Here is a 21,582-nt window from a genome sequence, read left to right on the forward strand (position 1 = left end):
ATCTGGAGGTATGAAAATGTTCGAAAAGGAAAAACGCATTCTCATTCTGAATCCAGGCTCAACATCAACGAAAATCGGTGTCTTTCACAATGAACGCTGTATCTTTGAAAAGACGCTGCGGCATCCCGAAGAAGAGCTGAAAACATTTAACAGCATCATCGACCAATACGAATTTCGAAAAATAAGCATTCTTGAGTCTTTGCACGAACAGGGCATCAACATTTCAAAGTTCGATGCCGTTTGTGCCAGGGGCGGCCTGCTCAGACCGATTGAGGGCGGCACATATGAAGTGAATGACGCCATGATCACTGATTTGAAAAACGGCTACAACGGCCAGCATGCTTCTAATCTGGGCGGAATTATTGCCAGGGAAATAGCTGACGGATTAAATATCCCCGCGTATATCGTCGATCCGGTCGTGGTGGATGAGATGACTCCGCTCGCTAAAGTATCAGGAATGCCTGAAATCAAGCGGAAAAGCATTTTCCATGCTTTGAATCAAAAAGCTGTTGCCCGTCAGGCGGCGGCGTCCCTCGGCAAACGGTATGAACAGATGAAGATGATCGTCACTCATATGGGCGGCGGCACCACAGTCGGTGTCCATGATTGCGGACGGGTGACGGATGTCAACAACGGGCTTCACGGAGAAGGACCCTTCAGCCCGGAGCGCGCGGGAACTGTTCCGGCGGGTGATTTGGTAGAAATGTGTTTTTCCGGCAAGTATTCAAAAGCCGATATGATGAAAAAACTTGTCGGCACGGGCGGACTCTCCGGCTACCTGGGGACAACGGACGCGGTGAAGGTGGAAAAACGCATTCAGGCCGGCGATGAAAACGCGCGTCTCATTTATGACGCCATGGCTTATCAAGTAGCAAAAGAAATCGGGGCGGCAAGCGCCGTTTTAAAAGGAAAAGTAGACATTATCGTCCTGACGGGCGGATTGGCGTACGGGAAAAGTTTTGTATCCGCCATCAAATCGTACATAGATTGGATTTCGGATGTACTGGTGTACCCGGGAGAAAATGAACTGCAATCTCTCGCGCAAGGCGCGCTTCGGGTTTTAGCCGGTGAGGAGCAGTCAAAGCAATATCAGATCGGCGAAGGAGTGAAAACAAATGGCGACTGAGTATGATGTGGTCATTCTGGGCGGCGGCACGGGCGGTTATGTAGCCGCCATCAGAGCGGCCCAGCTCGGCTTAAAAACGGCCGTTGTAGAAAAAGAAAAGCTTGGCGGAACATGCTTGCATAAAGGATGTATCCCGAGTAAAGCGCTGTTAAGAAGCGCGGAAGTGTACCGAACCGCAAAGGAAGCGGCAGCATTCGGCATTGAAACGGAAGGTGTCTCCCTCCGCTTTGACAGCGTGCAAAAACGAAAGCAGGGAATCGTTGACCGGCTGGCCGGCGGTGTCGCCCACTTGATGAAAAAGGGGAAGATTGATGTATTCAACGGGTACGGACGTATGCTCGGCCCTTCCATCTTCTCACCTCTTCCCGGTACGGTTTCCGTCGAATACGCAAATGGTGAAGAAAACGACATGCTGATACCGAAACAATTGATTATCGCAACCGGTTCAAGGCCGAAAATGCTGCCGGGTTTAGAAGCAGACGGTACATATATTCTGACATCAGATGAAGCGTTAGAGCTTGAACGTCTGCCCCAATCCATGATGATCGTCGGCGGCGGTGTCATCGGAATTGAATGGGCATCCATGCTGAACGATTTCGGCGTCAATATCACTGTGATTGAATATGCAGACCGCATTTTGCCGACGGAAGACCGTGATATTTCAAGTGAGATGGAAAAACTGTTAACGAAAAAAGGAATTAAGATCGTGACGGGTGCGAAAGTGCTTCCGGATACATTGGAAAAAGCGGACGGCGTTTCAATTGCCGCTGAAAAGAATGGAAAAAAAGAAACGTATCACGCGGAACAAATGCTTGTTTCCATCGGCCGCCAGCCGAACATTGAAGGGATCGGGCTTGAAAACACGGATATTGAAGCGGAAAACGGTTCTATCATCGTGAACGAAGCCGGACAGACGAAGGAATCGCACATTTATGCGATCGGTGATGTTGTCGGCGGGCTGCAGCTTGCGCATGTGGCCTCCCGTGAGGGCATCATTGCCGTTGAGCATATGGCGGGTCTTAATCCGGCTCCGCTTGATGCCGCTCTTGTGCCGAAATGTATTTATTCAAATCCGGAAGCGGCGAGCGTCGGTCTGACAGAAGAGAAAGCTCTTCGAAAAGGGCATGAACTGAAGATCGGGAAGTTTCCGTTCATGGCGATCGGAAAGGCTCTTGTATACGGAGAAAGCGATGGCTTTGTCAAAATCGTCGCCGATCGGAATACAGATGATATTCTCGGTGTCCATATGATCGGTCCGCACGTCACCGATATGATCTCTGAAGCGGGGCTTGCCAAGGTGCTCGACGCGACGCCTTGGGAAATCGGCCAATCCATACATCCGCATCCGTCGCTGTCAGAAGCGATTGGAGAAGCTGCGTTCGCCGCAGACGGAAACGCGATTCATTTTTAAAAGGAAAGAAGGAGGGGTTTGAATGACTACAAACCGCCATCAAGCATTAGGGCTCTCTGACGAAGAAGCCGTTGAAATGTATAGAACCATGCTGTTAGCCAGAAAAATCGACGAAAGAATGTGGCTCTTAAACCGCTCGGGCAAAATTCCGTTCGTTGTTTCATGTCAAGGACAGGAAGCGGCGCAAGTAGGCGCGGCCTATGCCTTAAACCGTGATACCGACTATGTGCTTCCGTACTACAGAGATATAGGGGTTGTACTTGCATTCGGTATGACTGCAAAGGATTTGATGATGTCGGGTTTTGCGAAAGCAGCTGACCCGAACTCAGGCGGAAGGCAGATGCCGGGCCACTTCGGGCAAAAGGAAAACAGAATCGTAACGGGCTCATCCCCTGTTACGACGCAGGTTCCTCATGCAGTCGGAATCGCGCTTGCGGGACGCATGGATAAAAAGGATATCGTCTCTTTCGTTACCTTTGGAGAAGGATCTTCCAACCAGGGGGATTTTCACGAAGGGGCAAACTTTGCCGCCGTGTATAAACTGCCGGTCATTTTCATGTGTGAAAACAATAAGTATGCTATTTCTGTCCCGTATGACAGACAGGTGGCGTGCGAGAAAATATCCGACCGGGCGGCAGGCTACGGCATGCCGGGAGTCACTGTTGACGGAAACGACCTGCTGGAAGTTTACCGGGTCGTAAAAGAAGCGCGCGAACGGGCGTCTAAAGGCGAAGGCCCTACATTAATAGAAACGGTTTCCTACCGTTTGACGCCGCATTCCAGTGATGACGACGACAGCAGCTACAGAGAACGCGAAGAAGTAGAAGAAGCGAAGAAACAAGATCCGCTTCTTTTATACAAAGCATACTTGCAAGAAGCCGGGCTTCTAGGTGAAGAAGAAGAAAAGACCATGCTGGATGACATCATGGCTATCGTAAACGAAGCGACAGACGAAGCGGAGAAAGCGCCATACGCATCTCCTGAATCAACGCTTGATCACGTTTATGCGAAGTAGGGAGGAATACTTATGTCTGTAATGTCTTATATTGACAGTATTAATGCAGCAATGAAAGAAGAAATGGAAAGAGATCCGCGCGTGTTTGTTCTCGGGGAAGACGTCGGGAGAAAAGGCGGCGTGTTTAAAGCCACGGCGGGTCTCTATGAACAGTTCGGAGAAGAGCGGGTGATGGATACGCCGCTTGCTGAATCAGCGATTGCCGGTGTCGGCATCGGCGCCGCGATGTACGGCATGCGCCCGATTGCCGAGATGCAGTTTGCCGATTTCATTCTGCCTGCGGTCAACCAAATCATTTCAGAAGCGGCAAAAATACGCTACCGTTCAAACAATGATTGGAGCTGTCCGATGGTCATCAGAGCGCCTTATGGCGGCGGCGTGCACGGCGCGTTGTATCATTCCCAATCTGTGGAGGCTATTTTTGCCAACCAGCCGGGCCTTAAAATTGTCATGCCTTCAACTCCTTATGACGCAAAAGGGCTGTTGAAAGCTGCAGTCCGTGACGAAGATCCGGTGCTGTTTTTCGAACATAAGAGGGCGTACCGTCTGATTAAAGGCGAAGTCCCTGCGGATGATTACGTCCTTCCGATCGGAAAGGCGGATGTAAAACGCGAAGGCAGCGACATTACTGTTATTACGTACGGATTATGCGTCCATTTTGCTCTGCAGGCTGCCGAGCGCCTTGAAAAAGACGGAATTTCCGCACACGTATTAGATTTGCGTACGGTTTATCCGTTAGATAAAGAAGCCATCATTGAAGCCGCGTCTAAAACGGGAAAAGTATTGCTGATCACAGAAGATACGAAAGAAGGCGGTATTATGAGCGAGGTCGCCGCTATTATTTCTGAAAACTGCTTATTTGATTTAGACGCGCCGATCAAGCGGCTTGCAGGTCCTGATGTTCCGGCAATGCCTTATGCGCCGACAATGGAAAAATACTTCATGATGAATCCTGACAAAGCAGAAGCCGCGATGAGAGAATTAGCGGAGTTTTAAAGACGTAAGGAGGTTTTTGACATGGCGATTGAACAAATGGCTATGCCTCAGCTCGGAGAGAGCGTGACGGAAGGGACGATCAGCAAGTGGCTGGTATCCCCCGGTGATCAAGTGAATAAATATGACCCCATCGCGGAGGTCATGACAGATAAAGTGAACGCGGAGGTGCCGTCTTCTTTTACCGGTACGATTAGAGAACTTGTAGGAGAAGAAGGCCAGACTCTTGCAGTCGGCGAGATCATCTGCAAAATTGAAACAGAAGAAACGGAAACCGAAGCGGCGCCGAAGCGGGAAGAAGAGCAGAATACCCCTTCAGACACAGATGCAAACCGTCAAGGTAAAGATCAGTCAAATAAAGCGCGTTATTCGCCGGCCGTGCTCAGGTTAGCGGGAGAACACGGCATTCAGCTTGAAGAAGTTGAAGGAACGGGTGCAGGCGGAAGAATTACGCGAAAAGACATTCAAAAGATCATTGATTCGGGAATGAAGCAGAAGTCGGAAGCACCGGTGCCGACTGCCGTTCAAACAACGCAACAAGCGCCGAAACAACAGCAAAAACAAGCGCCGGCACCCGCTCTGTCAGCCGGTGATATTGAAATTCCGGTTACAGGCGTCAGAAAAGCCATCGCCGCCAATATGCATAAAAGCAAAACAGAAATTCCGCATGCCTGGACGATGATGGAAGTGGACGTCACGAACATGACGGCGTACAGAAACAGCATTAAAGACTCATTTAAACAGAAAGAAGGCTTCAATTTAACGTTTTTCGCTTTCTTTGTAAAAGCGGCGGCGCAGGCTCTCAAGGAGTTCCCGCAGATGAACAGCATGTGGGCGGGAGACAAAATCGTCCAAAAGAAAGACATCAACATCTCCATTGCCGTTGCCACGGAAGATTCGCTGTTTGTTCCGGTTATTAAGCATGCTGATGAAAAAACGATTAAAGGCATAGCCAGAGAAATAACGGACCTTGCGAAAAAAGTGAGAAACGGAAAACTTACCGCGGAAGATATGCAGGGCGGCACATTTACCGTCAATAACACGGGATCTTTCGGCTCAGTTCAATCTATGGGCATTATCAACCATCCGCAGGCGGCGATTCTTCAGGTAGAATCTATCGTCAAACGTCCGGTTGTCATGAATAACGGGATGATCGCCGTTCGTGATATGGTTAATCTTTGCCTGTCTTTAGATCACAGAGTGCTCGACGGGCTCGTGTGCGGCCGATTCCTCGGACGCGTCAAAGAGATCTTAGAAAACATTGATGAACATACTTCCGTCTATTAAAAAAAACTCCTTTTGCCCGGGCGGCAAAAGGAGTTTTTTTATTTTCATTGTGAATCCTCGGGAACAATCATAGTGAGATGATGTTTTTTCACTTCGATCGTACAAGGTGTTGTTCCGTATACCTCGCCATCTGTATCCGCGTCCATCTCACGTCCGGTTTCGATTTCAATCCTGGAGGCCTGAATATAGGACAGCTCCCCTTTGAAATCATCAAACGAACCCTGCTCCATCGTCATCAGCTCCCGCAACGCGGCAAGGCTTGTGTTGCGGCAGATTAACACATCGGCTAAGCCGTCCTGGAGGCTGGCATCAGGCAGGGGAACTTTGTTTGTCCCGATATAATGCCCGTTCATGACAAGCACCATTACGGCTTCGTCTTCTTTCACCTCGCCGTCAATCGTCAATTTGACAGGAAACGGGTTCGCGCTTGTCATCGTCCGCAAGGCGCTCGTGAAGTAGCTGATTTTACCAAGCCATGCTTTTTCAGTTTCATTAATATGGCTTGATGCTTCGGTGATCAGTCCGATGCCCCAGAAGTTCAGAAAATAGCCGTCATCCGTTTTACAGACGTCAATCATCCGTTTATGTCCGGCCGCGAGCGCTTCAGCGGCCTTTTGAAGGTTTTGCGGGATGCCGAGCGCCCGTGAGAAATCGTTGCACGTTCCTCCCGGCAAAATGCCGACAGCGGGTCTGTGATCAAGCTTGCTGATGCTGTTGATGCATTGATGCACAGTGCCGTCTCCGCCTAAAATATATAAATGGTCAACTGAACTGTCGAGATTTTCACAATACTGACGGGCATCATCCTGATGTTTGGTCGGTTTAATCAAAAGTTCATCAGCTGACTGGGCCAAAATGGGGACGACCGTGCCGAGCGTTTTATCAATCTGTTTTTGACCGGCGTTTCCGTTATAAATTAAAACTGCTTTCCGTTGGCTCATATGACTGCTCCTTTATTTCAGACAATCTCCTTAACAAGTTTCCCGTTTTTAAAGGGTCATAAACTTACATCGGGAACATAAAAGGGACAAAAAACAATTGGATATGAGCGGTGTCATTTGCCGATAGGGAGGTTCCTTGCTATCATAAGAAGAGATGATCAAAAAGGAGAGGTCCCAGTTGAATATGGATTTTAATTTATTTATGAATGATGTCGTGCGTCAAGCCCGCCAGGAAATCACGGCCGCCGGGTATACAGAGCTGAAAACCGCTGAGGAAGTGGACGAAGCGCTTTCGAAAAAAGGAACGACACTCGTCATGGTCAACTCTGTGTGCGGATGCGCAGGCGGTATTGCACGGCCTGCCGCGTACCATTCCGTACATTACGATAAACGCCCGGATCAGCTTGTGACGGTATTTGCCGGACAGGATAAAGAAGCGACAGCCAAAGCGAGAGAATACTTTGAAGGCTATCCGCCGTCCTCTCCGTCATTTGCCATTTTAAAAGACGGGAAAATCATGAAAATGGTGGAACGCCATGAAATTGAAGGCCATGAGCCGATGGCCGTCGTCACAAAACTGCAGGAAGCATTTGAAGAATATTGTGAAGAAGTATAAGTGAAAGAAAAACCCCGGAGCCAAGCGCTTGCGGGGTTTTTTATATGGAATCTGTATAAATATAAATATTTATACATCGGCGTTCAGCTGTCACTAATCTGAAAAACAATGACTATAATGAACACAGAAAGGAAAATATATTTTTCAAAAATAGTATTGCATCACAATTAAAAAGTGTTTAAAATACAAGTTAACGAATAAATATTCAAATTTAAGAGATCAGTAGATATGGGGGAAATGAATCATGAAGAAATGGCTGTTGGTATTAGCTGCCGCATGTATCACCTTTGCGCTGTCCGCTTGCGGATCAGGCAATTCAGGCTCTGAGGGCGGAAAGAACAAGCTGATTATGGGTACATCGGCTGACTATAAACCATTTGAATATAAAGACGGCGATCAGATCACCGGGTTTGACGTTGATCTGGCAAAAGCTCTGGGCAAAAAGACCGGCTATGACGTTGAGGTGCAGGACATGGACTTCAACAGCCTGATTACAGCCTTGAAGTCCAAGCAGGTAGATATGATTTTATCTGGAATGACACCTACACCGGAACGGAAAAAGCAAGTTGATTTTTCTGATATTTATTATACTGCTAACAATATGATCGTTACGAAAAAGGGAAGCAGCATGAAATCCCTGAATGATCTGAAAGGCAAAACCGTCGGTGTTCAGCTCGGCTCCATTCAAGAGGAAAAAGGCAAGAAGCTCGCTTCGAAATACGGTTTTCAGCTCGAAGACCGCAACCGGATTTCAGACTTAACCGAAGAGATCAAATCCGGGCGTTTTGATGCCGCGATTATCGAAGACATCGTAGCACAAGGCTATTTCAGTTCAAATCAAGATCTGCAGGGCTTTGCGTCAGCAGATGCGAAATCAGACGAATCGGGTTCCGCGATTGCGTTCCGCAAAGACAGTGATCTGACAGCGAAGTTCAACAAAGCGCTGAAAGAAATGGAGAAAAACGGAGAAATCGAAAAACTGAAGAAAAAATGGTTCACCAACGAGAAATAAAAGAAAGCTCAACTTTTCGTTGAGCTTTTTATCTTGAATAAAGACAAAGGAGATCACACGTATGAATTTGGATTTCTCAGCGACAATCCCCCAAATTCCTTTTATATTGGAAGGCCTTGCGGTCACATTAAAAATTGTGCTCGTTTCAGCGGTCATCGGTCTTGTATTAGGCATCGTGCTCAGCTTATTTAAAATCAGCACGATCAGTCCGCTGAAATGGATTGCGGATTTTTATACTTCGATATTCCGCGGCACGCCGCTCGTGCTGCAGCTGATGATCATCTATTTCGGTATGCCGCAGCTTCTGGGCTTTCAGATCGATCAATTTTGGGCGGCGGTCACCGCATTATCGCTCAATTCAGCCGCTTACGTCTCTGAAATTATCAGAGCGGGAATCAACGCAATTGACAAAGGACAAAAAGAGGCTGCCGTCGCTCTCGGCGTGCCGTACGGAAAAATGATGAAAGATCTGCTGCTGCCGCAGGCGTTTAAAAACATTTCTCCGGCCATTATTAACGAATTAATCACCTTAACGAAAGAATCGGCGATCGTCACAGTTATCGGTCTTGGCGACATTATGAGACGGGCCTACCAGTCCGGCGCCGCAACATACAACTATTTAGAACCTCTTATTGTGGCGGGCTTAATCTATTACGTGCTCGTTTTGATCTTAGCATTCATCGGAAAAGGCGTAGAAAGGAAGCTGAAAGCCAATGATTAAGGTCGACAACCTGTCAAAATCATTCGGGAAACATGAAGTACTGAAAAACATTTCAACACAGATCGAAGAAGGGGAAGTCGTCGCTGTCATCGGCCCTTCCGGTTCCGGCAAATCAACGTTTCTGCGCTGCTTAAATCTGCTCGAAACCCCGAGCGGCGGAACGATTGCCATTAAAGAAAATGAAATTACCGCAGCTAAAACGAATAAACTGAAAGTGCGGGAAAATATCGGCATGGTATTTCAGCATTTTCATTTGTTTCCTCATAAAACGGTGCTTGAAAATATCACATACGCGCCGGTCAGCGTGAAGAAAGAGTCTAAAAACGAGGCGGAGGAAAAGGCGTGCGCCCTCCTTGAAAAAGTCGGACTGCTTGACAAACGGAACGACTATCCGAACCGTTTGTCAGGCGGACAGAAGCAGCGGGTCGCCATCGCGCGTGCGCTTGCCATGAATCCTGACATCATGCTGTTTGATGAACCGACCTCGGCTCTTGACCCGGAAATGGTCAAAGAAGTTCTTGAGGTGATGAAAGAGCTCGCGCAGACGGGCATGACGATGGTGATCGTAACGCACGAAATGGGATTTGCCAAAGAAGTGGCAGACCGCGTATTATTCATGGATGAAGGGACGATCGTGGAAGACGGGCAGCCGGAAGAATTTTTTCTTTCTCCGAAGTCAAAAAGAGCACAGGACTTTTTAGAAAAAATATTATAAAATATAACTGTAAGAAAAGAAGAAGAATGCTCTTCTTCTTTTTTTTGAGAAAGAAACAAACAGAATGGAGCAAGCAATGTTTAAAATCGGTTACCGCACACTAAAGACCGCACTTGGAACGGCGCTGGCCATTTATTTAGCCCAGCTGTTGCATCTGCAAAACTTCGCATCCGCAGGAATCATCACCATATTGTGCATTCAGATTACGCAAAAGCGGTCGCTTCAGGCCTCGTGGGCCCGATTTGCCGCCTGTTTATTGGCGATCGTCTTCTCATATGTCTTTTTCGGGCTGATCGGCTATTATCCGTTTGCGATCGGAATATTGCTGGTGCTGTTCATTCCGACTACAGTCGTTTTAAAAATAAACGAAGGAATTGTCACCAGCTCAGTAATCATTCTTCATTTATATATGTCCGGCGGCATTACGATGGCGTTTATCTGGAATGAGTTCCAGCTGATCACCGTAGGTATCGGCGTCGCGCTGTTAATGAATCTGTATATGCCGAGCCTCGACAGAAAACTCGCGGCATACCGGAAAAAAATTGAGGACAACTTTTCCGTCATCTTCGCCGAAATCGAACGGTATTTGTTAACTGGTGAGCAAGATTGGTCGGGGAAGGAAATACCGGAGACGCATCAGATGATTCAAGAGGCGAAAAACCTCGCCTATCGGGACGTGCAGAATCATATTTTGCGCCATGAAAATCTTTACTATCATTATTTTAAGATGAGACAGAAACAATTTGAAATCATTGAACGGCTGCTGCCGAAGATTACCTCTATTTCAATAACGGTGGAGCAGGGCAAAATAATCGCCCATTTCATCCATGAATTAAGGGAAGCCATTCACCCCGGCAATACCGCTCATAAATTTTTAAAAAGACTTGCAGAAATGAGAACGGAATTTGAAGAAATGCCGCTCCCGGCAACGCGCGAGGAGTTTGAAGCGCGGGCGGCTTTGTTTCACCTCCTCGGTGAGATGGAACAATATCTCGTGATTAAAAGTTATTTCAAAGGCATCAAGCTGTAAAAAACATATGGATTAATCGCATGAGTCCTCCTTTCATTGGTCATTCTAATGAAAAAAGGAGGGGAGCCCATGCGATTTTTTTTATTGTCAGCCGCCCTGCTGCTGTCTCCGCTTTGGCCGCTTGGCGCGAACCCTTTGCCGGGTGACCCTTATATTATCGTCAATAAAGCCACAAATGCGCTTGCTGTTGTGAAGGATAACCGAATAGAAGGCATTTATCAGGTGGCGACGGGAAAAACGGATGATTTGACGCCTGAAGGAGAATTTACGGTAACGGTCAAAGCCGTCAATCCGTATTACCGGAAGAAAAATGTAGAGGGAGGCGCGCCGGAAAACCCGCTCGGCGTCCGCTGGATCGGTTTTGACGCGAAAGGCACCGACGGCAGGATATACGGCATTCACGGAACAAACAGAGAAGAGCTGATCGGGGGGTTTGTTTCAAACGGCTGCATCCGTATGAAAAACCGGGATGTCATCCGTATTTTCCGGATTATCCCTCCCGGAACGAAAGTGTTGATTACAAAAGAAAACCGCTCATTCGAGGACATTGCAATAGAGCGGAAAGCCCTCATAAAAAAGCAGGAAACCCCCTTGCAATGAGGCGCCTGCTTTTTTACCGCAAATACATCATAATGCCTGAGAGGAGGGTTGAAAGTATAAATACGCCCAAAATGACGATGACGGCGCTTTTCATAAATTTTTGAGACATTGTTTCACTCCTTAAGATTACTGTCTATCATTTTAACGTGTTTTGCTTGTATGAACAAGCCATATCCTATGGCGGAAAGCAGGTGGCCGCGCTATGAAAAAACTTGATCATGTCGGCATTGCCGTCAGCTCTATTGAAGCTGCGAGAGGATTTTACGAACGGATGCTCGGGCTTACGTATATGGGAGACGAGCTGGTAAGCGGCCAAAATGTGAGAGTTGCTTTTTTAGAAGCGGGAGGCACAAAGCTTGAGCTGATTGAGCCGCTGTCGGACGCGTCTCCCGTCAGCTCTTTTTTACAGATAAGAGGCGAAGGACTGCATCATTTGGCATTCCGCTGCGCCGATATGAAGGAAACGATCAAGGAGCTTGAAGCATGCCGCATGACTTTAATCCATCATGAACCGCAAAACGGAGCGGGCGGGAAGAAGATCGCATTTCTCTCTCCAAAAGAGGCGAACGGGGTCCTGATTGAGCTTTGTGAAACAATTGAAAAAGGAGAAACTCAAGATGAGCATGAGTGATCATATCAGACACTTAAACGAAAGACGTTCCTTTTTAACAAACGGCGGCGGAGCGGAAAAAAATGAAAAACAGCACAAAAAAGGCAAGCTGACGGCAAGAGAAAGAATTGACTATTTATTGGACGAAGACAGTTTTTCAGAGCTGCAGCCGTTTGCCAAAAGCCGCATGCCCGGATGCCAGAATGCTCCGGGAGACGGCGTTGTTACCGGATACGGCACAATTGACGGACGGCCCGTGTATTTGTTTGCCCATGACTTTACCGTACTCGGCGGGACGCTCGGCGAGACACATGCGGAAAAAATCGCGGCGGTAATGGATCTGGCGGCGAAAAATAAAACTCCGATCATCGGGCTGAACGACTCAGGTGGTGCGAGAATTCAAGAGGGTGTGGTATCATTAAATGGATACGGTCATATCTTTAGGCGCAACGTCCTTTACTCGGGAGTGATTCCGCAAATCTCTGTCATCCTTGGGCCGTGTGCCGGCGGTGCTGTTTATTCACCCGCATTGACGGATTTTGTGATTATGGCGGAACATACGTCGCACATGTTTATTACAGGCCCGAAAGTCATTGAACAGGTTACGGGTGAACAGATTGACGCGGAAAGTTTAGGCGGTGCGGGTATACATAATGTGATAAGCGGAAATGCCCACTATTCCGCACGAACGGAAAAAGAGGCTCTTTCCGCTGTGAAAACCCTGCTTTCTTATCTCCCGCACGGCGGACAGACGGCATCACCCGTTAAAAAGGAAGACGCCAGACCGTTATTAAACACCCTCGTTCCCGCGGACAGTTCGAAACCTTACGATGTGTTACAGGTAATAAAAGAGCTGGCGGATGACGGAACGTTTTTTGACATTCAGCCGTATTTTGCCAAAAACATTGCTGTCGGTTTTCTGAAACTCGGACGGCGTACAGTCGGTGTTGTCGCAAACCAGCCGAAACACTTGGCGGGGAGCCTCACGATTGATGCCGCTGACAAAGCGTCGAGATTCATCCGTTTTTGCGACGCGTTTCATATTCCGCTATTGACGATCGCTGATGTTCCTGGATTTCTTCCGGGCCTTCAGCAGGAACATGCGGGAATCATCCGTCACGGAGCAAAATTGCTGTATGCTTTTGCCGAAGCGACGGTGCCGAAAGTGACGCTCATCATCAGAAAAGCTTACGGAGGCGCCTATGTCGCCATGAATTCGAAAGGGCTCGGGGCAGATCTTGTATTCGCCTGGCCCAATGCGGAAATCGCCGTGATGGGAGCGGAAGGCGCGGCGTCGATTTTATACAGCAGAGACATACAGGCTTCTGAGGACCCGGAGAAAACGAAGCGCGAAAAAAAAGCCATATACGAAAAGGAAAACGCCGGTCCGTATAAAGCGGCGGCCTGCGGAATGGTGGATGATATTATCCGGCCGGAAGACTCGAGGAAAAAATTGATTCAGGCATTTGACATGCTTGCGCATAAGGAAGAGGAAAGACCGAAAAAAAAGCACGGTAATATACCGCTTTAAACGGAGGGAACTGAAAATGGTAAACGAAAAACGTCTGCTTGAAGAATTTCTTGAACTCGTTCAAATTGATTCAGAGACAAAACATGAAGCGGAAATCAGCAAGGTGCTCAAACAAAAATTCACTGATTTAGGATTGAGCGTAAAAGAAGATGATACAAAAGAAGTGACGGGGCATGGAGCCGGCAACTTAATCTGTACGTTAAAGGGCACAAAAGATGCGGATACGATTTATTTCACATCGCACATGGACACGGTTGTCCCGGGCAAAGGCGTTAAGCCGATTGTGGAAGACGGCTATGTAAAATCCGACGGCACGACGATTCTCGGCGCTGATGATAAGACGGGACTTGCCGCAATGTTTGAAGCCATTAAAGTGCTGAAAGAACAAAACATCGAGCACGGCACCATTGAATTCATTATCACGGCCGGAGAAGAATCGGGATTAGTCGGGGCAAAAGCAATGGATCGTTCAGACATTACCGCGAAATACGGTTTTGCGCTTGATTCAGACGGAAAAGTCGGCAACATTATTGTAGCCGCACCGACACAAGCGAAAGTGAGAGCAACCATTTTCGGGAAAACGGCTCATGCGGGGGTAGAACCGGAAAAAGGCATCTCCGCGATTACAATCGCATCAAAAGCAATCTCTAAAATGCCGCTCGGCCGTATTGATAAAGAAACAACGGCTAATATCGGACGTTTCGAAGGCGGCACGCAAACCAATATCGTCTGCGATCAGGTTGATATTCTGGCTGAAGCGCGTTCATTAGTGCCTGAAAAAATGGAAGCGCAAGTGCAGAAAATGAAAGAAGCTTTCGAATCTGCTGCAGCTGAGATGGGAGGCCGCGCGGAAGTGGACATCGCGGTCATGTATCCGGGTTTCAAATATCAGGACGGCGATCAGGTTGTGGAAGTCGCGAAAAAAGCGGCGGCAAAAATCGGCCGGCCGAGCGAACTTCAGACAAGCGGCGGCGGAAGTGACGCAAACGTCATTGCCGGCCACGGCATTCCGACAGTCAACCTGTCAGTAGGCTATGAACAAATCCATACGAAAAATGAAAAAATGCCGATTGAAGAGCTCGTCAAAACGGCGGAAATGGTCGTTGCCATTATCGAAACAGCGGCCAACTAAAAACGAAGCACCCAGTTGTTTGGGTGCTTTTTTCATTCTTCATGATAATTGGTTTAAAGCCTTGCAGATACAAGAAAAAACCCTGCCGGATAGGTTCGGGCAGGGTTTCAGTATTATGATTTGGCGGGCTCCGCCTGAGCCGCAGCTTGTTTCTTTTTATGATGCGTCTGCTGTAAAAGTACATTCTGCACTGTCAAAAACAGTCCGCTTGTAAACCAGTAAAGCGGCAGCGCAGCCGGTACGTTAAGTGAAAAAACGGTCATCATGACAGGGAAAATAAAGACCATGATTTTTGCTGACTGCATCGCGGCCGGATTTTGAGCAGCCGGTGAATATTTCTCGTTTAATTTTTGGGAAATATAAGCCTGTAAGAAATACATGGCCCCCGCGCACAGTGATACAAGAATATCAGAATGCCCTAAGCTGAACCACAGAAATGAGTGTGAAGCGATTTCCGGCGTTGAGCGGATGGCGTAATAAAAACCGATCAAAATCGGGAATTGCACCAGCATCGGAAGACATCCCATTGCCATCGGATTCAGATTGTGCTCACGGTAAAGCTTCATCATTTCCATTTGCAGTTCTTTTTGTTTCTCCGCATCTTTCGTTTGTTTCATTTTAGCCTGAATGCTGTCGACCTGCGGTTTGATCACAGCCATTTTTTCCTGGAACACCCGCTGTTTCTTAAATTGGTTCACAAACAAAGGCAGTACAACGATCCGGACGATAATCGTCACCAGAATAATCGACAATCCGTACTCACCGTGGAACAGGCCCGCCACACCTTTTAAAAGTGCCGAAAACGGCTCGATCAGGTAATCGTGGAAAAAACCGATATTCCCGAGGCCTCCCGTCTGAGTCTGAGATGTCGCTGCAAAAGCCGAGCGGCCTGTGCACAGTACGATAAAAAACAATCCGAATGCGATCCATTTTTGATATGTTTTAGACAATTATGTCTCCTCCTTTTTATCTTCACTTGCCGTTATAAAAGGAGGAAGCTGACATCTTCATCATCATTCGCCGGTGAATTCATGCGGATGACTTTACGTATCCAAGTTGTAATGCGATGATATATAATAATAAGAAAGTCTGTTCGGTTCAGCTGAACGACTGCTTGATGTTCATCTATTCGTTTCGTTCTCCAATGCTCGCCTGCGCGGCGCTCACGCAATAGAAAAGCGATGCCGATCGCGGTCAGAGCGGGAAGAATAATTGTGAAAAAATCGACTAAAAATAAAAAGTCATTCATTGACTCAAGAATCATTTTATCACATCCATTCAGCTCTTATTTTACTACATATATATAAGGTTGTCTATGAAAGGAAAGGAGGCGCCGGGAGTGGCCGGAAAAGGGAGAATTATATTTCATATCGATATGAACAGTTTTTATGCCTCCGTAGAAATGGCGTATGATCCGTCTTTAAGAGGAAAACCTATCGCCGTTGCCGGAAACGTGAAGGAACGGAAAGGAATCATCGTCACCTGCAGCTATGAAGCGAGAGCGCGGGGCGTAAAGACCACCATGCCGGTGTGGCGGGCAAAACGCCTCTGTCCGGAACTCATCGTCGTGCCTCCGAATTTTGACCGCTATCGGAGTTCGTCAAAAGAAATGTTCAGCATTCTGAGGGAGTATACGGATTTAGTCGAGCCTGTTTCTATTGATGAAGGATACATGGATATTACGGACACACCGCACAGCCACAGGGCGTATGAGACAGCCGAAGACATTCAGGCGAGACTGCAAAAAGAGCTTTTGCTTCCGTCAAGCATCGGCATCGCCCCGAATAAATTTCTCGCCAAAATGGCTTCTGACATGAAAAAACCGCTCGGCATCACCATTTTAAGAAAAAGAGAGCTGCCGGACGTCTTATGGCCTCTTCCGATTGAAGAGATGCACGGTATAGGAACGAAAACTGCGGAAAAAATAAAAACGCTCGGCATCAAAACGATCGGTGATTTGGCAAAAGGAGATGAACATGCGCTGAAAACGCTTCTCGGCATAAACGGCCCGAGGCTGAAGGATAAAGCGAACGGCATCCATCCTGCAGAAGTCAATCCCGAGCGGATATATGAATTTAAAAGCGTCGGCAACTCATCCACCCTGTCGCATGATTCGGCTGACTGGGATGAATTAACGGGCGTGTTTGACCGGCTCGCGCTGTCTGTGAGCGAACGGCTCCAGCGTAAGGAGGTCATGGCCTGCCGGCTGTTCATCATGATTCGGTATGCGGATTGGAAAACGGTCACAAGAAGCATGACCCTCAGCAATCCGGCTGATCAGAAAAAAGACATCATGGAAGCGGCGATGGAACTGTTTGACAAGCACTGGAACCAAAATCCGGTAAGGCTTCTCGGCATCACCGGAACGGAACTGGTTGAAAAACAGCAGGCGTATAAACAGCTTGATCTGTTTTCATTCAAGGAGGACGCAAAGGATGAGCCGATTTTTCAGATGATGAACGAGCTGAATGAAAAGTACGGCCAAAACCTGATCAGAAAAGGCGCCGTTATAAAAAAAGAAGAAAGCAAAACAAGGGGAACGAGCTTTAACAGAGACTTTTTTCAGGATGAAAAGAAAAGGTGAATAACTTGAAAAAAGGGGTTATGTATGATAATTTCTTTAGTATAAATATCATTTTATTTTAATTTAAATTTTAAAATGGTTAAACGTTTGAAGAAGGGACGTTAGAATATGTCAAAACAACAAATCGGAGTTATCGGTCTTGCGGTAATGGGTAAAAATCTGGCTCTTAACATCGAAAGCCGGGGATTTTCTGTGTCTGTATACAACAGATCAAGCAGCAAAACGGAAGAGTTTTTAGAAGAGGCAAAAGGCAAAAATGTTGTCGGTACATACAGCATTGAGGAGTTTGTCCAGTCTCTTGAAACACCCCGTAAAATTTTATTAATGGTTAAAGCGGGAACTGCAACGGATGCGACGATTCAATCTCTTCTTCCTCATCTGGAAAAAGACGATATTTTGATTGACGGCGGAAATACATACTATAAAGATACACAGCGCCGGAACAAAGAGCTTGCCGAAAGCGGCATTCACTTTATCGGAACGGGTGTATCAGGCGGTGAAGAGGGAGCGCTGAAAGGGCCTTCTATTATGCCGGGCGGCCAAAAGGAAGCGCACGAACTCGTGAAACCGATTCTAGAAGCCATTTCTGCTAAAGTGGACGGAGAAGCTTGTACGACATACATCGGCCCGGACGGAGCGGGGCACTATGTAAAAATGGTGCACAACGGTATCGAATACGGTGACATGCAGCTGATCTCTGAGTCATATTTCATTTTGAAACAGGTGCTCGGATTGTCTGCCGAAGAGCTTCACGAAGTATTCGCTGAGTGGAACAAAGGAGAGCTTGACAGCTATCTGATCGAAATCACGGCTGACATTTTCACTAAAAAAGATGAAGAAACGGGCAAACCGCTTGTTGACGTCATCCTTGATAAAGCAGGCCAAAAAGGAACGGGTAAATGGACAAGCCAAAGTGCTCTTGACTTAGGCGTGCCGCTTCCGATTATCACTGAATCTGTTTTTGCGCGTTTCATTTCCGCAATGAAAGAAGAGCGTGTGAAAGCAAGCAGCCTTCTGTCCGGACCAGACGTTAAGCCTGTCACTGAAAATAAAGAAGAGCTGATTGAAGCGGTCAGAAAAGCGCTCTTCATGAGTAAAATCTGTTCTTACGCACAAGGCTTCGCCCAAATGAAAGCCGCGTCTGAAGAATATAACTGGGATCTGAAATACGGTGAAATCGCGATGATCTTCCGCGGCGGCTGTATCATCCGCGCGGCGTTCCTGCAAAAGATCAAAGACGCATATGACCGTGAACCAGAGCTTGACAACCTGCTGTTAGACAGCTACTTCAAAAACATTGCAGAAAGCTACCAAGGCGCCCTTCGCCAAGTGATTTCACTTGCCGTAGCCCAAGGCGTGCCGGTACCTTCGTTCTCAAGCGCACTTGCGTATTACGACAGCTACCGTACGGCAGTGCTTCCTGCAAACTTGATTCAAGCGCAGCGTGATTACTTCGGCGCGCATACGTATGAACGCACAGATAAAGAAGGCATTTTCCATACTGAATGGATGAAGTAATGAAGAAGCCCCCGCAGTTATTGCGGGGGCTTTTCTGATATTAAAAACCGCGGGCCGTCATGAACGGCGCCGCGGTTTTTGATGTTTTCTTATATATTCCACCAGTGGAGACCGTCTTTTTCAAGAAGATCGTCCGAAGCTTTCGGTCCCATTGACCCGGCTTCATAATTCGGAGAAAGGGTTTTGTCGGCTGCCCACGTTTCGGAAATCGCATCGACGAAATTCCATGAAAGCGCCACTTCGTCCCAATGGGCAAAGTTTGTCGCATCACCGAGCAGACAGTCATGGATTAATTTTTCATAGGCTTCCGGTGTGTTCATTTCATCACTGCAGTTGCTGCAGTAGTCCAGCTTAATCGGCTGAGCATGTGCGGCTCCGCCTAATTTTTTAGCGTTCAGATATAGTGTGATGCCTTCATCCGGCTGAATATGGATGACAAGCAGGTTCGGATTTACATTCGTTTCATTGCCGTAATAAAGGTTCATCGGAATGTCTTTAAATTGAACGACGATTTTCGTTGATTTTTCTTTCATCCGTTTCCCTGTGCGGATATAAAACGGAACGCCGGCCCAGCGGAAGTTATCGATTAACAGCTTTCCGGACACGAATGTTTCCGTATTGGAATCCGGTGCTACATTTTGCTCATCTGTATAGCTCGGTACAGCGTTTCCGTCAATCGTTCCCGCTTGGTATTGTCCGCGGACGAAGAAGTCACTTACTTCGTTTGGAGCGACAGGGCGGAGGGCTCTCAGCACCTTCACTTTTTCGCTGCGGATTTCTTCCGTGTTCAGTTTAATCGGCGGTTCCATCGCCAAGAGAGCGACCATTTGTAAAATGTGGTTTTGAACCATGTCACGGAGTGCGCCTGATTTCTCGTAATATCTCGCGCGATCCTCAACGCCGAGATCCTCACTTGACGTAATCTGGATGTTTGAGATGTAGCGGTTATTCCACAGCGGCTCAAACAGCGCATTCGCAAACCGGATGACTTCGATATTTTGAACCATTTGTTTGCCTAGGTAATGGTCGATCCGGTAAATTTGATCTTCCGTGAAAGCTTCGCGTATTTCTTTGTTAAGCTCTTTCGCACTCGGCAGGTCATGGCCGAACGGTTTTTCAATGACGAGACGGGACCAGCCATTTGTCGCTGTGACACCTTCGTTTTTAAGTGATTTTGCGATAGTGCCGAAAAACTCAGGAGCCATCGCCAAGTAAAACATTCTGTTGTTCGGGATTTCATATGTATGTTCAAGCTGATCAAGCAGGACATTCAGCTCCTGATAGGAACCCGGATTCGTTACATCAAACGGATGGTAATAAAAATGAGATGTGAAATCGTCTATGTCTTTTTGCCCGGCAGAAGAAACAGACGTTTTAACGGTTTCCCGGAGGTCCTCGTTTGACCAAGGTCTTCTTCCAACACCTACAACTGCAAACTCTTCACCAATTTGACCATTTTTATATAAACGGTGAATGGATGGGTAAAGTTTTCGTTTTGCCAAATCCCCTGTGGCACCAAATATTACAATTACTGCTTTTGGTTTGTCGTTTGTTTTCACTTAGAGTACCTCACTTTATCTGAAGCATGGTTTAAAACCCCGCATATTTCCTTCATTTTAAATCTAAAATTCGTTGAAAGCAAACATTTCAGCCTGTTTTTTGCGGTTTGCGGAAAAAAATTAATCAGGCCGGAGAAGGCCCGGGTGAATTCACATTTTCAGCCTGATCCTGTATCCTTAGTAGTACAAAGATCTAGGAGGAAGCATTGTGGAATTATTATTTTTAGGGACGGGGGCCGGCATGCCGGCAAAGACGAGAAACGTAACGTCCGTCGCGCTGAAGCTTCTTGAAGAAAGGCGTTCCGTATGGCTGTTTGATTGCGGAGAAGCCACTCAGCATCAGATATTACATACAACAATCAAACCGAGGAAAATTGAGAAGATTTTCATCACCCACCTTCACGGCGACCATGTTTACGGTCTTCCGGGTCTGTTGGGGAGCCGTTCATTTCAGGGCGGTGAAGAAGAGCTGACGATTTACGGGCCAAAAGGCATTAAAGCCTTTATCGAAACAAGCCTGAACGTGACGGCGACTCATCTGACGTATCCTCTTACCGTACTTGAAATCGAAGAGGGGACGGTTTTTGAAGATGAGCAATTCATTGTTACCGCAGCATCCGTCATTCACGGCGTGGAAGCGTTCGGCTACCGGGTTCAGGAAAAGGATATTCCCGGCGCATTGCAGGCCGGCAGATTAAAAGAAATGAATATCCCGCCCGGACCCGTCTATCAGAAAATCAAAAACGGCGAAACGGTCACACTTGACGATGGCAGAATCATTAACGGGCGGGATTTTTTGGAACCCCCGAAAAAAGGGAGAATCGTCGCTTTTTCCGGGGATACGAGGGTATCAGAGCGGGTAACGGAGCTGGCGTGCAATGCGGATGTGCTTGTTCATGAAGCGACATTTGCCAAGGAAGATGCAAAGCTCGCACATAATTATTATCACGCGACGACAGAACAGGCTGCGCAAACGGCAAAAAAAGCAGGCGCCAAACAGCTGATCTTAACTCATATCAGCGCAAGGTATCAGGGTGAATCGCCGATAGAGCGTCTCGAACATGAGGCGAAAGCGGTATTTGAAAACAGTAAGATCGCATTTGACTTCATGGAGGTCACTGTGGAGCGGTCTTAAAAAATGGACGCTTGACATTTTTTTCTGGTGAGATATAATAAAACGT

22 protein-coding genes are annotated in these 21,582 nt (G+C 47.3%); 17 read left to right on the forward strand and 5 right to left on the reverse strand.

Annotated elements, in window-relative coordinates; genetic code table 11:
• Positions 1-10: 10 nt before the first annotated feature.
• Genes buk through ABK447_RS08010 form a run of 5 tightly spaced genes read left to right on the forward strand, consistent with a single transcriptional unit; the run spans position 11 to position 5,832 of the window.
• Positions 11-1,126, forward strand: a complete 1,116-nt coding sequence (gene buk, locus ABK447_RS07990) for a butyrate kinase (RefSeq protein WP_095532169.1) — start codon at positions 11-13, stop codon at positions 1,124-1,126.
• A complete protein-coding gene (gene lpdA / locus ABK447_RS07995; protein ID WP_094031826.1) occupies positions 1,116-2,537 on the forward strand; it encodes a dihydrolipoyl dehydrogenase in 1,422 nt (473 codons plus the stop codon). The genes buk and lpdA overlap by 11 nt, the downstream gene beginning before the upstream one ends.
• A gap of 22 nt (positions 2,538-2,559) precedes the next feature.
• Positions 2,560-3,552, forward strand: coding sequence for a thiamine pyrophosphate-dependent dehydrogenase E1 component subunit alpha (locus tag ABK447_RS08000; protein WP_015240177.1), 993 nt, complete (start codon positions 2,560-2,562; stop codon positions 3,550-3,552).
• A gap of 12 nt (positions 3,553-3,564) precedes the next feature.
• The gene (bfmBAB, locus tag ABK447_RS08005; protein WP_003153216.1) at positions 3,565-4,548 is read left to right on the forward strand and encodes a 3-methyl-2-oxobutanoate dehydrogenase subunit beta; all 984 of its coding nucleotides are present in this window, start codon (positions 3,565-3,567) and stop codon (positions 4,546-4,548) included.
• Positions 4,549-4,569: 21 nt separating this feature from the next.
• The gene (locus ABK447_RS08010; RefSeq protein WP_094031825.1) at positions 4,570-5,832 is read left to right on the forward strand and encodes a dihydrolipoamide acetyltransferase family protein; all 1,263 of its coding nucleotides are present in this window, start codon (positions 4,570-4,572) and stop codon (positions 5,830-5,832) included.
• A gap of 44 nt (positions 5,833-5,876) precedes the next feature.
• Here the strand turns inward: ABK447_RS08010 and ABK447_RS08015 are convergent, their stop codons facing one another.
• Positions 5,877-6,773 (reverse strand): YegS/Rv2252/BmrU family lipid kinase, encoded by an 897-nt coding sequence (locus ABK447_RS08015; RefSeq protein WP_015240175.1) that lies wholly within the window; start codon positions 6,771-6,773, stop codon positions 5,877-5,879.
• A gap of 178 nt (positions 6,774-6,951) precedes the next feature.
• Here ABK447_RS08015 and brxB point away from each other — a divergent pair, with 178 nt between their 5' ends.
• The 6 genes from brxB to ABK447_RS08045 all read left to right on the forward strand — a co-directional run bounded on the left by brxB (position 6,952) and on the right by ABK447_RS08045 (position 11,467).
• The gene (brxB, locus tag ABK447_RS08020) at positions 6,952-7,389 is read left to right on the forward strand and encodes a bacilliredoxin BrxB (RefSeq protein ID WP_003153223.1); all 438 of its coding nucleotides are present in this window, start codon (positions 6,952-6,954) and stop codon (positions 7,387-7,389) included.
• A gap of 244 nt (positions 7,390-7,633) precedes the next feature.
• Positions 7,634-8,401, forward strand: coding sequence for a transporter substrate-binding domain-containing protein (locus tag ABK447_RS08025; protein ID WP_007408386.1), 768 nt, complete (start codon positions 7,634-7,636; stop codon positions 8,399-8,401).
• Positions 8,402-8,462: 61 nt separating this feature from the next.
• Positions 8,463-9,122 (forward strand): amino acid ABC transporter permease, encoded by a 660-nt coding sequence (locus ABK447_RS08030; RefSeq protein ID WP_003153227.1) that lies wholly within the window; start codon positions 8,463-8,465, stop codon positions 9,120-9,122.
• Positions 9,115-9,837, forward strand: coding sequence for an amino acid ABC transporter ATP-binding protein (locus ABK447_RS08035; protein ID WP_012117941.1), 723 nt, complete (start codon positions 9,115-9,117; stop codon positions 9,835-9,837). The genes ABK447_RS08030 and ABK447_RS08035 overlap by 8 nt, the downstream gene beginning before the upstream one ends.
• Positions 9,838-9,913: 76 nt before the next feature.
• Positions 9,914-10,867 (forward strand): aromatic acid exporter family protein, encoded by a 954-nt coding sequence (locus tag ABK447_RS08040; protein ID WP_007408388.1) that lies wholly within the window; start codon positions 9,914-9,916, stop codon positions 10,865-10,867.
• Positions 10,868-10,936: 69 nt separating this feature from the next.
• Positions 10,937-11,467, forward strand: a complete 531-nt coding sequence (locus ABK447_RS08045; RefSeq protein WP_003153233.1) for a L,D-transpeptidase — start codon at positions 10,937-10,939, stop codon at positions 11,465-11,467.
• A 13-nt stretch (positions 11,468-11,480) separates the two neighbouring features.
• Here ABK447_RS08045 and prli42 read toward each other — a convergent pair whose 3' ends face one another.
• Positions 11,481-11,576, reverse strand: a complete 96-nt coding sequence (prli42, locus tag ABK447_RS08050) for a stressosome-associated protein Prli42 (RefSeq protein ID WP_007408390.1) — start codon at positions 11,574-11,576, stop codon at positions 11,481-11,483.
• A gap of 93 nt (positions 11,577-11,669) precedes the next feature.
• Between prli42 and mce the strand changes: the two genes are divergently transcribed.
• The 3 genes from mce to ABK447_RS08065 are packed head-to-tail and all read left to right on the forward strand — an operon-like array spanning position 11,670 to position 14,740.
• Complete coding sequence (gene mce / locus ABK447_RS08055; RefSeq protein WP_012117939.1) at positions 11,670-12,098, forward strand: methylmalonyl-CoA epimerase; 429 nt, start codon at positions 11,670-11,672, stop codon at positions 12,096-12,098.
• Positions 12,085-13,608, forward strand: coding sequence for an acyl-CoA carboxylase subunit beta (locus ABK447_RS08060; protein ID WP_033574133.1), 1,524 nt, complete (start codon positions 12,085-12,087; stop codon positions 13,606-13,608). Before mce ends, ABK447_RS08060 begins: the two co-directional genes overlap by 14 nt.
• Before the next feature lie 16 nt (positions 13,609-13,624).
• Entirely contained in the window at positions 13,625-14,740 is a 1,116-nt protein-coding gene (locus tag ABK447_RS08065) for a tripeptidase T (protein WP_003153237.1), read from the forward strand.
• A 113-nt stretch (positions 14,741-14,853) separates the two neighbouring features.
• On the opposite strand, the gene ABK447_RS08070 is transcribed toward ABK447_RS08065, so the two are convergent.
• Complete coding sequence (locus ABK447_RS08070) at positions 14,854-15,690, reverse strand: membrane protein insertase YidC (protein WP_007408393.1); 837 nt, start codon at positions 15,688-15,690, stop codon at positions 14,854-14,856.
• Positions 15,691-15,722: 32 nt separating this feature from the next.
• Positions 15,723-16,004: a hypothetical protein gene (locus ABK447_RS08075; RefSeq protein WP_003153239.1), complete on the reverse strand. Its 282-nt coding sequence runs from the start codon at positions 16,002-16,004 to the stop codon at positions 15,723-15,725.
• Between the two features lie 75 nt (positions 16,005-16,079).
• Here ABK447_RS08075 and ABK447_RS08080 point away from each other — a divergent pair, with 75 nt between their 5' ends.
• Positions 16,080-17,324: a DNA polymerase IV gene (locus ABK447_RS08080; protein ID WP_012117936.1), complete on the forward strand. Its 1,245-nt coding sequence runs from the start codon at positions 16,080-16,082 to the stop codon at positions 17,322-17,324.
• 108 nt (positions 17,325-17,432) lie between these two features.
• Positions 17,433-18,842 (forward strand): NADP-dependent phosphogluconate dehydrogenase, encoded by a 1,410-nt coding sequence (gene gndA / locus ABK447_RS08085; RefSeq protein WP_007408395.1) that lies wholly within the window; start codon positions 17,433-17,435, stop codon positions 18,840-18,842.
• An 89-nt stretch (positions 18,843-18,931) separates the two neighbouring features.
• Here the strand turns inward: gndA and zwf are convergent, their stop codons facing one another.
• Positions 18,932-20,401, reverse strand: coding sequence for a glucose-6-phosphate dehydrogenase (gene zwf / locus ABK447_RS08090; RefSeq protein ID WP_012117935.1), 1,470 nt, complete (start codon positions 20,399-20,401; stop codon positions 18,932-18,934).
• Between the two features lie 208 nt (positions 20,402-20,609).
• Here zwf and rnz point away from each other — a divergent pair, with 208 nt between their 5' ends.
• A complete protein-coding gene (gene rnz, locus ABK447_RS08095; RefSeq protein ID WP_033574132.1) occupies positions 20,610-21,536 on the forward strand; it encodes a ribonuclease Z in 927 nt (308 codons plus the stop codon).
• Positions 21,537-21,582 lie beyond the last annotated feature (46 nt).

The sequence above is a fragment of the Bacillus sp. hwrm1 genome, assembly GCF_040207805.1.
Lineage (GTDB): Bacteria > Bacillota > Bacilli > Bacillales > Bacillaceae > Bacillus > Bacillus velezensis.